The organism is Vibrio sp., assembly GCF_050299255.1.
Lineage (GTDB): Bacteria > Pseudomonadota > Gammaproteobacteria > Enterobacterales > Vibrionaceae > Vibrio.
This window is the reverse complement of record NZ_JBNKVP010000080.1, coordinates 1-15233: the sequence shown is the minus strand read 5'-3', so window position 1 is coordinate 15233 and position 15233 is coordinate 1. Positions and strand designations below refer to the sequence as shown.

Sequence of the window (15233 nt, the reverse complement as noted above, 5' to 3'; positions counted from 1 at the left end):
TACGGGATCGGGAGCCCCAACGCGGCCACGATCATGGATCTCCTGAGCGCCGTACAGCCCTCGGCGGTCCTCTTTCTGGGCAAGTGCGGAGGTCTCAAGACGGATGTCGCCCTCGGAGATTTTCTGCTGCCCATCGCCGCCATCGCTTTAGTGATCGGGTTTGCGGCGAGAAAAGCACCGGCACCTACCGCTGCAGTCGTGAACATGAATCGACGACGTGATAACTGCGCCTCGATCATTTGGCTGAACTGGGAATCTTGCTTATCACGCTGTGACATGACTTAGCTCCTTGAAGGTTTGACTTTATTGTTTTTTAGTGAGATTCCACGATAAATACGATTCATGACAGCAGGGTTAAGTTTTTGTTGTATCTCAGTAACACGACTAGACAAGCCGGCAGAGTTAACTACACTGGAGTCATTGGTTGGTGGTGAAAGTGTGCTACCGGTCCAATTTTCGCTCAATTCGATGGAACAAGAACGCTACAAATGTGATTCAGATCGTAGAGCGCAACCACAGCGCAAGCTAAATTGATTCGGTCCTTGTTTGGCTATCAGTGCAGGCTCAATGACGAGCCGCTGTTGTAATAATAGTGAGGAAATGGATGAAAAAAATCAGAAGAGCGCAGCTGCATCGAGTTCGTATTCAATACTGGAAAGACACGAACAAAACCGCGCGCAACAAAACAAATTAGTACCTCTAAAACGTCTAAGCTGGCATATCGCCAGCTTTTGTCTTTTTGGTCACCCGATAAAATGACCAGGTCAACGGCCTTATTCACGCAAAAGGCCGTTTGGTTTACCGCTTAGGGCTTAAGCACCGCCCCCTGGCTGCTGATGACCTTCTGGTACCAGTAGAAGCTTTTTTTCCGGGTCCGGATCAGAGTACCACTACCGTCATCGTGACGGTCGACATAGATAAATCCGTAGCGTTTACTCATTTCGCCGGTGGAGTTCGCCACCAGATCGATCGGCCCCCAGCAAGTAAAGCCCATCAACTCGACCCCGTCCTCAATCGCTTCGCGTACCTGCACCAGGTGGTCGTTGAGGTAAGCAATTCGGTAGTCATCCACAATTTGACCATTGGCATCGACTTCGTCGCGAGCCCCTAAACCATTTTCCACTACAAACAGCGGCTTTTGATACCTGTCATACAGCAAGTTGAGCAGGATCCGAATCCCTTTCGGGTCGATCAACCAGCCCCACTGGCTCTTCTCCAGATAGGGATTAGGCACACTGTCGACAATATTGCCCACTTCTTTCTGCTTCGGATCGGCACTGGCGCAGCCGCTGGCGTAATAGCTAAATGAAATAAAATCGACACTGGCACTGGCGAGCAGGTCGAGGTCGCCCTGCTGCATCTCAATACTAATATTATTGTCGCGGAAGTAACGCAGCATATACCCCGGGTACTTGCCTCGCGTCTGTACATCGCCAAAAAACAGCCATTTGTTGTTCTCGTGCATCGCGGCCAGCACGTCATCCGGGTTACAGGTATAGGGATAGTTGATCGCTCCCAGCAGCATATTACCAACCTTAGCGTCGGGAATAATCTGATGACATAAGTTGACGGCCTTGGCATTCGCCAATAACTGGTGATGGATCGCCTGGTAGATCTGTTGTTCGCAGGCATGCTCGTCTAGGCCGACCCCGGTAAACGGCGCATGCAAGGACATATTGATTTCATTGAAAGTCAGCCACAGTTTAACTTTATCCTGATAGCGTTCAAATACGCAGCAGGCATAACGGGCAAAAAAGTCGATTAAGCGCCGGTCGGCCCAGCCGCCATATTTTTCCGTCAAATTATAAGGCATTTCGTAGTGAGACAGAGTCACAAACGGTTGAATTCCCTGCTCAGCCAACTCATCAAATATTTTATCGTAATAGGCCAGCCCGGCTTCGTTGGCACTCTCCTCATCGCCATCGGGGAAAATACGGCTCCAGGCAATCGAAAGGCGCAGGCAACTAAAGCCCATCTCCTTGAACAGAGCAATGTCTTCCGGATACCTATGGTAGAAATCAATCGCCACATCTTTGATGCCCGGCGTTCGCGCTTCCCGGCTCTGGTGAGGATTGAGGATACCTTTTGGTAACATATCTGAGGTCGACAAACCTTTGCCGTCCTGATCAAATGCTCCTTCCACCTGGTTAGCGGCAATGGCTCCGCCCCACAAGAATGCGTCTGGAAATGGTTTGCTCACAATAAATATCCTTACGGTAAGAGTTACGAAATACGAAACAAACTTGCCCCACCGGTCAAGCCGCGATGTCGTCGGTAGGCTTAGGGTTGAAGTAGGTCATACTCTGATCTTGAAAGTGGCGCTTTCGTCAATATAGACCAAACCGGCTGGGCACACTGGCTGGGTTACGCTTCTTTGATTCTTGAGCCCGCATTGCGCGGGCCAACAGCGACCTGATATACAGCCAAACAATCTGAACATCCTTGAGTACAAAAGAAAAAAGCGGCCTTGGCCGCTTGATTACATTTCCTCGGTGATCGCTTCGTCGCCCAGTTTAGATGTACACTTTATTTCGTACTGGTTAAAGCTAAACTCGCTCGGGCCATGAGTCCGCCGGGTGGTGATTCGCTCATCATCAAACTGCACGGTCACGTGGGAGTAGACTTTATTGCTGGCAACGATAGTGAACTCTTCTAACATCGTCTGGAAGTCCCCTTCATACACATCAACGGCGTTTTTGGCTGCCGTGAGCTTTTGATTGGCTTGCTGTTTGAAGTGCTCCAGCTCTTGCTCCTGCTCATCGCTACGTTCACTTTTCGGAATTTTCTTAAATTCCAGTTCACGACGAATCACCTCCATAGTCCCTTCCTGAGCGAGCTTATAGTCAGCTTTCAACTTGAGCAATTTATCTTTCACGTTACTAAAACGCGCAAAACCCTGGATAAAAGTTGGTGTGTCGCCTTCGACCCCTAGATTAACACAGCTGGTTTTACCGCCCACCAGAGCCCGTCCACCGCTGAGCGTGCCCTGACGGCCGCTAGTATCACTCACGACCAGATCACCACCGCAACGCAATTCGTTGTTCATGCAGTGTACGGATAACTCGATATTTGCCCCGGCCTGCAAGTCTGAAAACTGCGCGTAATTTGCCGTTATGCTGCCAGCCGCTTTTACGGTACAACTTTTAGCTTCACCTTCTGACACATTGTGACCAATAATGCCTTTGGCGACTTTTATGTCACCCTGCGCCTGCACATCTGCCGACTCGATAAATCCGCCGACAGTGATGGATCCGGTGGCCCGTACCTTCATATCCGACTCTATGTTGCCGATCACGACCACGTTACCTTTGAATTTAACATGGCCGGAGGCGACACCAATAGCGGGCAGGCAGAGCGCATTTTCAACTTCGACCGACTTTTCTTTTATTAAAGGCATACCGGCGAGTGATGCCACCAGCAAGTTGGGGTTGGTGGCGGAAATTTGTGAACCTTTAGACGCTTTCAGCAGGCTGTCTTTACCCGGCGTGGGTGGCACAATCCGGCCTTGAACCGTAAAACCAGGTGTGCCTTTGGTAGCCGGAATACGCTTCATCAACGGCTGATTTTCTTCCACGCTGATGGTTTCGCCCAAGTTGAGCATATCCACTTTTCCCGTTTCATTTTGCGTCTTAGGAGCCAGGATCTGCTTGGAAATGTCTTCAACCAGTGGAACAAATTGGGCATCTTCGCCCTGAATCGGCATCCGCCCCTGGGCGACCGGCTGATGGAATACTTCACCGGCTTTCAGCGTCTGGCTGACCAGCAAGGTTTTTTTCAGTGCCAGTTTGTTGATACCCTTAATGACGTTGGCTTTCGCCAATGCCTGAATAATTTGCGGTGCGGTTAGTGGTTTGCCGCCATAAGCACCGGTAACATGCACGGTGGCCAGCATGTCCAAATCGCCGAGTTCGACCTCAATAGCCGCATCACGAACCTCAGCAATGGGGATGCCGGTATAGGCATCACTTTTCATCTCTCTGGCGCAGTTAATAAATAGACTGACGGCCTCTTCCTTAAGATAAAATTCGCCCGCCCCGATAGCAACTAAAGCTTGCTCTAACCCTTGCTTGCCAAAATTGCTGTCGACGGTGATATCAGGTGACAGTTTGGCGATCACTCGCGTTTGCTCATCACACATCGAAACGAACTTATGCCACATTGCTTATCCTGCAGTAACCTCACATTTTCAGACAGTGTATTAGATTTAGTGCATAGACCCTATTGCAAAGAGCGCAAATTATGGCTCACATCACTCCCTCTGCCAGGTTTACAGTGTAAATAGATATTACACAGAGTTAGGAAAAAGGATGTTGGTAATTCAAGGAGTAAACTACCGTAACAGATCGTCCCTGATTGCAGTATTGAATGGAGTCACACAGCTCTTGTACCAGCACCAATCCGCGGCCATGGGTTTTGTATTGGCCAGAACCTACCGTATGTTGATAGTCGAATCCGCCGTCACTCTGTTCCATTGTCATGACCAAACGTCTTTTGTCCGGGCAATAATCCAGTTCCAGCGATACCCAGGCCTCCGGCGACAAAATGGCCAGTCGCTCTTCCCGCAACTGATAATAAGTAAAGAATCCGTCCGGCTGTTCTTTAATTTTTGATTCGAGCCCGAGTAAGCCATGGTCAATGGCATTGGCAAACAGTTCCGACAACACAGAACAGATCAGGTCTAAATGCTGTCCACCACGGATAATACTTAACAGATAGTGGCGCACTTCATTCATAATCACTGTCTCACGCAGTACGTCACCCGGAAACAGCAATCTCGCCGAATAAGGTATTGAGCTAGGCACGACTGGCTCAGCCTCACTGGCGAGGGTAGTGCCGTCTGAAATTGGAAACTTCATCGCCAGAATGGAGAGGTCATCACCACTCTGCTTGCCGGCAAACTGGCGTACGTTCTCATACAAGCTCGGAATAATGTCGCGACTGTTTTCCAGTACCTGCTCTAATCGAAGCTGACCAAACTGCTCGCCAGCGTCGTTGGTGGCCTCGGTGACGCCATCGGTATAACAGATAATCTGTTGGTTCGGCTCCAGACGCATGTTGACCAGGTTGGCTTCAAACTCTTCCGGTTGAAGCACGCCAAGGGGCATATGTGATGATACTAATCGCTGGACAATAGTGCCGTCGGCATCGATCAAATAGGCTTCTGGTAATCCGCCTCCCCACCAGGTGACTTCCACGCCGTTGGCACGCACTTCAAAGACACTGGCGGCCAGCATCATGCCTAACGGTAAAAACTTCACCAGTGCATTATTAATTTCTGCAACGATTTCTCCCAGTGGCAAGCCCTTGTGGGCCATGGAAAAAAAAGCCCTGGTGGCGGGGATAGCCGAGATCGCAGCAGGCAACCCATGCCCGGTGGCGTCCGCTATCATCACGTACACGCCGCCGTGAGGTCTGCGCGCGACCACAATCAGATCACCATTGAACACGGTAGAAGGCGTCGAGACGTACCTGAGCCCACTGATGTATTCCATCTGTGAGCTCATTTCGTCTATCAGGTTGGTAAAAATGGAATCGGCAATCGAATAATCGTACTTCACCTGTTCTTGAAAGCGCTGCAGTTCGTCTCTTTGCAACGCCACTTCCCGGTGCATTTTTGCAATACGGTTGTGGGCCATCACTTTGGCCACCAGCACATTGCGTTCAAGCGGTTTCAATATGATGTCATCGCCAACAGAGAGACAGCGCTGGAAAGTCTCCTGGTCATCAAGAATGGTAAGAAACAGGATTGGAATGTATACCGATGTAAATTCGCGGCGAACTTCCTCTGCGATGGCAAAGCCATCTTTGCCTGGCATCATCACATCAAGCAGGATTAAATCAGGTACCTGATGCATCTGCCTGAGGCCCTCCAGCATGCTCAGACCATCCTGATACAGCTCAACACGGGAAGCAACAGATTGCAACATCACACGGCAAAGCTCGCGGTTGCTGAAGTGGTCATCCACGATTAATACATGCATAGCTATCAGCCCTGATCAGTCGATTTGGAACTTCTTATCAAAGCGAGAAATCATCAGTATTTTACGTACCTGTGGCAAGGTATTGGTGATTCGGATCGCCTTGTCTGCCTGGTCAAGATAGTTTTGCATATTCAGCAGCATACCGAGCCCCGCACTATCGATATAATCGACTTTGCGCAGATCCAGGGTAAATTTGAAATCTTTTCGATCGGTGTAGCTTCGACGAAACTCCTGCACCAGGTTAAAACCAAATGCGCCTTCAACCGAGATGGTGACATGCCTGTCTTCCCGATCCACTTTAATTTGTACCGACATAACCTCTCCTTAGCTTTAGAACAGTTCCACTTCGCCTTCTTCAATACTGACCTGGCTTGCCGCCGGGCCATCACGATTGACAACCTGCTCTGCCAGTTCAGCCATCCGCTCGCGCAGCTGTTGTGCAGACAGTTGCCCCTGTACATGTTGCTGCAACAGATCAACCGTTTGCTGCAGATAGTTGATTGTCGTTCTGGCGTAATCACCTTGCTGGTCAGCGATATCGGCAAATTGCAGCGCCCGGATACCGTTGTCTACCTGCTCGTTGAGCTGGCTGCCCAAACGACGAATGTTTTCCACTTCCTGCTGAATTTCCAGATTGTTCTGCTGCACCCCTTGCAACATATGGTCAACTTTCTCTTTTGATTCTATGGTCTCAGTCAAATCGATTGATGCCATATCACCGACGATTCTGTTGGCGTCTTTGACGGTATTTTGCGCGGTACTGATTTCGCTCTCAATTTGGCTATTCAGTTCCTCAGCTTTGGTGGAGAGATTGCGTACCTCTTGCGCCACCACCGCGAAGCCACGTCCGGCGTCTCCGGCGCGCGCGGCTTCTATCGCCGCGTTCAGAGCCAGCAAATTGGTCTGTTCTGACAGGCCACGGACTTGTTCCAGTAGCTTAAAGACCTGAGTAAGCTTATCGGACATATCGTGAATACTGTGTACCGCTGAAATACTCTTCTCGGACACATCGACCAGAGTCTGGACAAAGGCATTAATAATCCGCTCAGTTTCCGGCAGCACTTTGGTCAGGTCGTATTCGCTGCCCTGATTTCCCAGTAAATTGGTGACCAGGTTTTCTGAAATCTGACTCTGGTTTTCCGCAATGCTTTGCAATGTAAAGAAGCTGTTGTTGAGTGTTTCCACTGACTCGTCAATAACACTATGCTGGTGTTCCAGCGGCTCTGAAACCTGGCTGACGACCTTACTGAGCACGGTCTGCAGTTCCCCCATAGTGTCTTTGTTGTCGGCTTTTTCTTCAGACGGTAACCACTCGGGCTCCGGCGTGACGTTGGGTTTATCACGCGGAAACAGCAGCCAGGGAATCGTCGCAACCACCGCCATGGCAATTGCGAGCCAAAGCTGTGATGCGTAATTCATTGCCACAGTAAACAGAATCACCTGGGCGATGACGCCTCCAACCCACCTTTTGCTCGTACTTTTTTTCGCATCCATAAGCGGCCTCAGCTGTAATATTCTTATCTGCTATTCCATTAGCTTAAACGCATATTGGGGTACACGTGCTGGTAGATTTGTCTGGCAATATCTTTTAAATCTGCCACCTGCTGAGCAGCCCCCAATTCATAAGCGACTCTGGGCATGCCCCACACCACACTGGATTTTTCATCCTGCACCAGGGTCATGGCGCCATTTTGTTTCATCTTCAGCATTCCCTTGGCGCCGTCCTGGCCCATCCCGGTCAACAATACCGCCATCGCCCGACTGCCAACACTTTCTGCAACTGCATCAAACATAACGTCGACCGAGGGTTTATGGCGATTCACCGGCGGCCTGTCATCCAATGCGACATAGAGACGAGGCCCCTGCTTCTCTACTACTATGTGTTTGTTCCCCGGAGCCAGGTAGGCACAGCCATTGATCAGCGGCGCTTTTGCAGCGGTCAGCTCCTTTACCTCTATCGCACTGCTCTCATTAAGTCGCTGGGCAAATGATGGCGTAAACATAGCACTGATATGTTGAGTAATAATAATAGGCGGCATGGCGGCGGGGAGAGCACTGATCACCTGTTTCACGGCTTCTGTGCCCCCGGTTGATGCGCCGATGGCGATCAACTGACAATGAGACTGGCCCCGGCTCGATGCCGGTGGTTGCAGAAGTTCCATTTTGACTCCGCTGTCAGCCTGAACATTAGCCCCGGCGGCTATCCTGATCTTTTCATTAACCTGCCGTTTGTAGTTAACCAGTTCAGCAGGATTTTCCATGGTCGGTTTGGGGAAATAATCCACCGCCCCCAATTCTAAAGCCGCTAAGGTCGCTTCGGCACCATGTTGGGTCAGCGTGGATATCATCACCACAGGCATGGGACGCAGTCGCATCAGATTTTTCAGAAATTGCACGCCACTCATCTTGGGCATTTCAACATCCAATGTCAGCACGTCCGGACTGTGCCGCTTAATCAATTCCCTGGCCTGATAGGGATCCTCTGCCGTAGCGACGACTTGCAGCATAGGATCAGAGTTGATGATCTCCGTCAGCAATGCGCGGTATACCGGTGAATCGTCGACGACCATTACTTTGACTTTTTGGCTCATTAAAATAGCTCCACGTCACTGTCATGCTGCTTGTGACTTTCTTCATCCAACTGGTGGGCGTACCTTTCTTCCTGATGCCGCAGCTTGGTGACTTCATTAAACGGTATCCGCTTTAACCACACCCGGCCATTGGTCGGATTAAACATGATTTTTCGCGGATGTTCTCCGCCCAGATCCATTGCCACGATGTCGAAACCTTCTTGCTGGAGGTAGCTCAGAATGAACTCAATATTTTTCTCTCCAATCAATGATTTATAACCAAGCATTTGCGCACCACCAAACAGTTTCACCTGCAGTTTTTCCCGCTCTGCGCCAAGCTTGATTAATTCGTTGATCAGCATTTCCATCGCATGACTGCCATAGCGGGAGGCGGTCGACAGGAGTTCGTCGGCATGCCAGTGGCGCAATTGTGCAACCGAACTGAACGGCAGCAGAAAATGATTAATGCCGCCCACTTTCTTATCCGCATCCCACATACAGGCAGAAATGCATGAACCAAGGCCGGTACAAATTAATTCATTCTCACGACTGCAATACACTCCACCGGGCGGCACTTTTACGATGTGCACGCCACGCCTGGAGTGATAAAAGCGTTTAAACTCAGTCGCTTTGAGATCATGGGTTTCAATCGCCGCCATTTAGTATCCGCTTTACTGTTTGATGTAGATGGTGTGTCCGAGGTGTCGGAACAGGTCTGCGCAGCCACCGGCACTTTCCGAGTGACCGAGTAGCAGCACACCGCCTGGCTTCAGTTGTTGGTGAAAACGGGTAAGCAAACTGATCTGGGTCTCCTGATCAAAATAGATCATCACGTTTCGGCATGAGATCAGGTCAAACTGCTGGTCCATTGGCCACTTGTCCAACAGGTTGATCTGTCGGAAATCAATCAGATTTTGCAAGCCTTTGGCTATCTTGAAATTTCCTGCCTGCTTACCTTTGCCTCTCACAAAACACGGCTTCAGATATTGCTGCGGTATCGAAGTCACACTTTCATCGCTGTAAACGCCGGACTGGGCTTTTTCCAGTACCATGGTATCCAGGTCACTGGCCAGGATGCTGATTTCATTGCACCAGTCAAAACAGCCCGAAGCGTAAAGTGATGCGACAAAACTGTAAGGTTCTTCGCCGGTGGAGCATCCTGCAGACCACATGGTGAAGCTCTTTTGTCCTCGTTTGTGCAGTTCCGGCAACAGTATTTTTTCCAGAAACTCAAAATGGTGATACTCGCGGAAAAACTCAGTTTTGTTCGTCGTCAGGCTATTGATAAAGTGGATCCGCTCTTTTTCATCACTCTCTATCAATAACCGGTACTCGCTAAACCGAGTTAACCCTCGTTTCCTCAGATTACGACTGACCCGTCCATACACCATGGCTCGTTTACGGTCGGACAGGTAGATACCGACCGTTTTATGCATAAACCATTGGATGTACTTATAGTCCTGCGCAGTGAATTCAAACTCCTGAGCGGTTGGCAGGTCTTCAGACTGGTTTTGAGTTAAAACTCTTCCCATTCGTCGCCTTCCTCTTCAAGTTTGAAGCTAGAATTTGCCACCTTGTTCGAGCGTATTTCCCGTATGTTCTGTTTACTGTCAGACCTGTTCGTTGAATTCAGCTTGTTCGCCTCCAACGTCACTGTCTGGTTGTCGGTTACGAAGAAGTTCATCAAGTTAAGCAGCTCCTGCCCTTCTTCTTTCAGTGATTGACTGGCGGCTGACGTTTCTTCAACCAGAGACGCATTCTGTTGGGTCATTTCATCCATGGTCGATACGGCGCGGTTAATTTCATCAATACCGGTAGACTGTTCGATACTGGATGACGCGATTTGGGCAATCAAATCCGATACTTTCGCAACCGCATCAACTATTTCATTCAGCGTCGCACCGGATTCGTCAACCAGGCGGGAGCCTTCATCCACTTTGTCTACACTGTCATTGATCAGGCCTTTAATCTCTTTGGCCGCACCTGCACTGCGCTGGGCCAGATTACGTACTTCACCGGCCACTACCGCAAATCCGCGTCCCTGTTCGCCTGCTCGCGCGGCTTCCACTGCCGCATTCAAAGCCAGCAGGTTAGTTTGAAAAGCGATCTCGTCAATGACCCCGATAATGTCCGCAATCTTCTTACTGGCGGCATTGATTTCCGACATTGCCGCCACCGCCTGGCCAACCACTTCTCCCCCTTTACGGGCTTTTTGCGCCGCATCATCGGATAAGGTATTGGCTCCCTTGGCGTTGTCGGCATTCTGTCGCACCGTTGCCGTCATCTCTTCCATGCTGGCAGCGGTCTCTTCCAGATTGGCCGCCTGCGCTTCTACCCGTTGACTTAAGTCGTTATTGCCTTCGGCAATCTCGGTAGACGCAGTCGCAACGCTGGCCGCAGAATTGGTAATTTTGTCCACCATATTGCGCAGATTGAGTATTGATGTGTTAACCGCGTTAGACAGCCGGCCAAATTCCCCTTGATTGTCTTCCGCCATCGTATTATTCAGATTGCCGTCCGCGACCTGACTCATGACATCGATACACTGGCCTAAAGGTTTAACCAGAGTATCGAGCAGACTGTTGATGCCATCGCCCAGCTCACGCATAAAGCCGTTATAAACGGATGTGTCTATTCTTTCGTTCAGTTCACCGTTAATGGCTTTTTGAATTAAGGCTTCTACCTGACGTTGACCGTCCTGCTGTTCGGTAATGTCCACCCACTGCAATGCCGGGCCGATATAGTTACTGTTTCCGTCGTACATGGCGATGCAGGTGAGGTTAAACTCCAGCGGGCCCACTTTGATATTGGAAGAGAACGGTAGCATGTCCGGATTGTTGATGATCGCCTGCTGGTGTTTAGGATTTTTATGGAAAATGTCGATGCTTTGCCCCACCAGGTTATCGGCATCAAAGCCCGTTAATACCTTTTTCAGCTCACTTTCCCGGCTTTTGAGTAACGTTTGCAGTGATGGATTCAGGTACTGAATAACGCCGTCTCTGTCAGCCATCATCAGGTTTGTGGTCATCCCTTCCACTGCCGAGGCCAGCCGGCCGATCTGCTCTTCCTTGGCTCGTTCGGCTGTGACATCGTGCCACTCCAGCGTATTGCCGATATAGTTACCTTTGGCATCGGTAATCGCGGCCACATTCAACTCTATTTTCAAATCGCCAATCGAAATATCGGTGCTGTACGGCAGGTTATTGGGATCCGCCAGCAGCTTACGCTGGTGGGCAGGATTGCGGTGAAACTCATCGATACAGCGGCCCATCAGCCACTCTTCACTGGCCGTAAAGCCGCTCCATACCGTCCGCATCGTCGCCTGATGGGTCTCAAATAAACTGATGGTCTGCTTGTTCACATAGGTGATCAGAAAATCCCGGTCGATCATAACCATTGCGGTCTGCGCCTGGTCAACCGCCGCTTGCAAGCGGGCAATTTCGTGTTGCTGCTTAAGAGTTTCGGTTACATCTGACCATTCCAGGGTATTGCCGACATAATTACCAGAGGCATCTATGATGGCACCAACATTCAGTTCAATTTTCACCCCTTTGATATCTATTGTGGTCACATAAGGCAAGTTGGCGATATTCGCCAGCAACTGACGCTGGTGGGCCGGATTGACATGAAAGCCGTCGATGCAGTAGCCGATCAAATATTCTTCTTCCGCCCTGAAGCCTGGCCATACCGATTGAAATAACGCTTCGTGAGTTTTGAGCAGTTCGAGTGACTGATGATTAAGGTAGGTAATCTTAAAATCACGGTCGATCATCATCAAAGCGGTGCGGGCAGCATCCAGCGCACTCATCAGTTGGGAGTGAGAGATCCCCTCCTCTTCCGCCACAATTTGGTCAGCAGAATCTAATTCCGTCGCTGGTACAGTATATTGACGCTCCGGTTGCGTTTTTCTATTCCAAAATGCCATGAGTCACCTCTTATTATGCTAAGACTTGTTCGTCTGCAACCTGATTCAGCTCAGCGATATCAAACAGAGCTTCCAGGTTGATTAAAATTAGGTGGCCGCTTTTTACTGCTGCGATCCCTTTGATATATGGTTGTTTCACTGATTCGATAACACTGGGTGCCTGTTTGATTTCTCCAGCACTCAATTGGTAAACTTCCGCAACGGCGTCAACGATAATTCCCAATGGATTCCGGTCGCTGTCATTGAGAACTATCACCACTGTGGTAGGACTGATTTCTGCGGGTTTTAGGCCAAACCTCATCCGCAAGTCGACAATTGGCACATATTCACCACGGATTTCCAGTACACCTAATAAGAATTCAGGTGAATTGGGCACTTGACGCACTTCGCTCCAACCACGCACTTCCCTGACGTCGAGAATGGGAACCGCGTACTCGTCACCATCCAATTCAAAGCTCAAAAACTCTTCCGTAGCCATTAGTCGCCTGCCTTAAGAATTTGGTCAATATTTAGCAGCTCATCACTGTCGAGTAGTGACATCACCTGGTCGCCAACGTTAATCAGTCCCTGAAGATAAGGCGTCACTGAAGACTCACCGACGGCAGGGTACAGTTCGTTCGCCCCCTGGCTTACCACATCGCTGACCGCGTCCACGACCAGACCCATTAAACGCTGCTGCTCTCCCGACCGGGTACGCAGTACGATCACCACAGCGACCGGCGTATAATCAGCTTCACCGATGGAAAACCTCAGCCTTAAGTCGACAACCGGCACTATCATGCCCCGCAGGTTGATAACGCCCTTTACAAAATGCGGTGAACGAGGAATGGGCGTCGGACGCTCCCAGACACGGATTTCCTCAACGTCGCTAATCGCCACGCCATACAGCTCGTTATCCAGCCTGAAGCTGAGAAAATCCGCACTTTCACTCGACTGGTCGTCGACTTGCGCCATTAACGCCTCGGTATCTCCCTTGAAGACTGAGTGAATCGGTTGTTGCGTGTCCATTCGCACTCCTTAGATTAGGCGGCAATTCCCTTGTGGTTGATGTCGTGACTACGTTTCAGGTAACCGGTTATCAGGCCCTGAATATCCAGTATCAGCGAGACGGAACCATCACCCAGAATGGTGGCGCCCGATATGCCTGCTACTTTGCTGTAATTAGATTCCAGGCTTTTAATCACCACTTGTTGCTGGTCCAGCAGCTCATCAATCAGCAATCCGACCCGGGTGCCTGCCGCTTCGACAAAACAGAGGATGTGATTTTCCAGCTCACCACTGGCGCCCATTTCCAGTTCGTCCTGCAACCGCAGAATCGGGATATTTTCGTCTCTTAACCGGTATAGCTCGATACCGCCGGACGCGAGTTTTAAACAACTCGGGTCGACTTGAATCGACTCGACAATGGTCAGCAGTGGGATCACATAAACTTCACCGGCCACTTTGACTAGCTGTCCATCCAGTATCGCCAGCGTCAGGGGTAAATTGATTGTAAAGCCACTGCCGTGGCCCAGTGTGGACTCCACTTCGATATGGCCACCCAACTCTTCAATATTGCGTTTAACCACGTCCATCCCGACGCCCCGGCCCGATATATCAGAAACTTGTTCGGCCGTAGAAAAACCGGGAGCGAATATCAGGTTCATGATCTGTTTGTCGGTCATCTCTTCGCGACGCACATCTGCCGCAAGTACGCCTTTCTCAACGGCTTTCTGCCAGAGCTTATCGCAGTCCAGCCCGGCACCATCGTCTTTGATTTCAATCACGATCGCGCCACCCTGATGATAGGCATTGAGCACGATCACCCCGACTTCGTCTTTGCCTTGCTTGCGGCGGGTTTCCGGTTTTTCAATGCCGTGATCGATACCATTTCTGACCAGATGCACCAGAGGGTCGACGATGCGCTCTAACACCGTCTTATCCAGCTCGGTATGTTCACCTCTGATCTGCAAGTCGACTTTTTTCTCCAGCCGGCCACACAAATCCCGCACTAATCTGGGAAAACGGCTGAATGCAAAACTCATGGGTAACATACGAATATTGAGCACATTCTCTTGCAGGTCTTTGCTGTTCTGTAACAGCTGGGCCAGGCCCGCTTTGAGTTTCTCTAATTTGTCCAGAGTGAAATCATTGCCAATTTCGTTCAGCATCGACTGGGTAATCACCAGCTCTCCAACCAGGTTAATCAGGCTGTCTACCTTGTCGATATCAACGCGGATAGAGTTAACGCTGGAGTCTGATTTACCTGCTTTTGGTGGGGCGGTTTTACTATCTGCCGTTGCAGCCACGCTAGCGGAGACGGCTTCCGTCGCAGGATTAAGTGCAGAATTGGCCTGCAAAACCGGTGCGGTGTTGTCATCCGGCAGGACCGGTGGTTGCAGCTGATCACTTATCGCTTCTTCGCCGGCTGGGTCCGCTACCGGTTGTTCCAAAAGGGTCAGTTCCAGATCACACTCATCTTCAACCCATTCAAAAATTTCACGGATATCCCCCTCGTCTACCGTGCCCGGCAGGGTAAACTGCCAACTGACAAAACAGAGTTCAGGCTCCAGTTCTGGCAGCTCAGGTAATTTACTGAGGTCTGATTCGATTTGACAGGCAGCATCTAATTCCTGCAATTCACGTAAGATACGCAGCGGGTCGTTACCGCTAAAGAACATTTCCTGATGGGGAACAAATTTGCCGAGCCATTGACTGTTTCCAATGTTGACTAATGGCGGCAGCTCTTGCTCATCTGGTGTTGTTGCCGCATCAGTG

At 50.2% G+C, this 15233-nt stretch carries 12 protein-coding genes and 1 pseudogene; 1 reads left to right on the top strand and 12 read right to left on the bottom strand.

The window, feature by feature from the left end; genetic code table 11:
• Positions 1 to 33 precede the first annotated feature (33 nt).
• A pseudogene (locus ACQY6F_RS15995) lies at positions 34 to 87 on the top strand (hypothetical protein); the annotation flags it as partial.
• 718 nt (positions 88 to 805) lie between these two features.
• Here the strand turns inward: ACQY6F_RS15995 and ACQY6F_RS15990 are convergent.
• The 12 genes from ACQY6F_RS15990 to ACQY6F_RS15935 form a co-directional block, all read right to left on the bottom strand.
• A complete protein-coding gene (locus ACQY6F_RS15990) occupies positions 806 to 2200 on the bottom strand; it encodes a glycoside hydrolase family 1 protein (RefSeq protein WP_428775821.1) in 1395 nt (464 codons plus the stop codon).
• Between the two features lie 279 nt (positions 2201 to 2479).
• The gene (locus tag ACQY6F_RS15985; protein ID WP_428775819.1) at positions 2480 to 4159 is read right to left on the bottom strand and encodes a DUF342 domain-containing protein; all 1680 of its coding nucleotides are present in this window, start codon (positions 4157 to 4159) and stop codon (positions 2480 to 2482) included.
• Positions 4160 to 4295: 136 nt separating this feature from the next.
• Positions 4296 to 5981: a SpoIIE family protein phosphatase gene (locus ACQY6F_RS15980; RefSeq protein ID WP_428775818.1), complete on the bottom strand. Its 1686-nt coding sequence runs from the start codon at positions 5979 to 5981 to the stop codon at positions 4296 to 4298.
• Positions 5982 to 5996: 15 nt separating this feature from the next.
• Positions 5997 to 6296: an STAS domain-containing protein gene (locus ACQY6F_RS15975; RefSeq protein WP_428775817.1), complete on the bottom strand. Its 300-nt coding sequence runs from the start codon at positions 6294 to 6296 to the stop codon at positions 5997 to 5999.
• Positions 6297 to 6311: 15 nt separating this feature from the next.
• Positions 6312 to 7475, bottom strand: a complete 1164-nt coding sequence (locus tag ACQY6F_RS15970) for a methyl-accepting chemotaxis protein (protein WP_428775815.1) — start codon at positions 7473 to 7475, stop codon at positions 6312 to 6314.
• Between the two features lie 38 nt (positions 7476 to 7513).
• Entirely contained in the window at positions 7514 to 8572 is a 1059-nt protein-coding gene (locus ACQY6F_RS15965; protein ID WP_428775814.1) for a protein-glutamate methylesterase/protein-glutamine glutaminase, read from the bottom strand.
• Complete coding sequence (locus ACQY6F_RS15960) at positions 8572 to 9210, bottom strand: chemotaxis protein CheD (protein WP_428775813.1); 639 nt, start codon at positions 9208 to 9210, stop codon at positions 8572 to 8574. The genes ACQY6F_RS15965 and ACQY6F_RS15960 overlap by 1 nt, the downstream gene beginning before the upstream one ends.
• A 12-nt stretch (positions 9211 to 9222) precedes the next feature.
• Positions 9223 to 10083 (bottom strand): CheR family methyltransferase, encoded by an 861-nt coding sequence (locus tag ACQY6F_RS15955; protein WP_428775811.1) that lies wholly within the window; start codon positions 10081 to 10083, stop codon positions 9223 to 9225.
• Positions 10068 to 12476, bottom strand: a complete 2409-nt coding sequence (gene aer2, locus ACQY6F_RS15950) for an aerotaxis transducer Aer2 (protein WP_428775809.1) — start codon at positions 12474 to 12476, stop codon at positions 10068 to 10070. Before aer2 ends, ACQY6F_RS15955 begins: the two co-directional genes overlap by 16 nt.
• 13 nt (positions 12477 to 12489) lie before the next feature.
• Positions 12490 to 12954, bottom strand: a complete 465-nt coding sequence (locus tag ACQY6F_RS15945) for a chemotaxis protein CheW (protein WP_428775807.1) — start codon at positions 12952 to 12954, stop codon at positions 12490 to 12492.
• Positions 12954 to 13430, bottom strand: a complete 477-nt coding sequence (locus tag ACQY6F_RS15940) for a chemotaxis protein CheW (RefSeq protein ID WP_428775822.1) — start codon at positions 13428 to 13430, stop codon at positions 12954 to 12956. The genes ACQY6F_RS15945 and ACQY6F_RS15940 overlap by 1 nt, the downstream gene beginning before the upstream one ends.
• A 68-nt stretch (positions 13431 to 13498) precedes the next feature.
• The coding region (locus tag ACQY6F_RS15935; RefSeq protein ID WP_428775805.1) for a chemotaxis protein CheA at positions 13499 to 15233 on the bottom strand (1735 nt) is incomplete at its 5' end.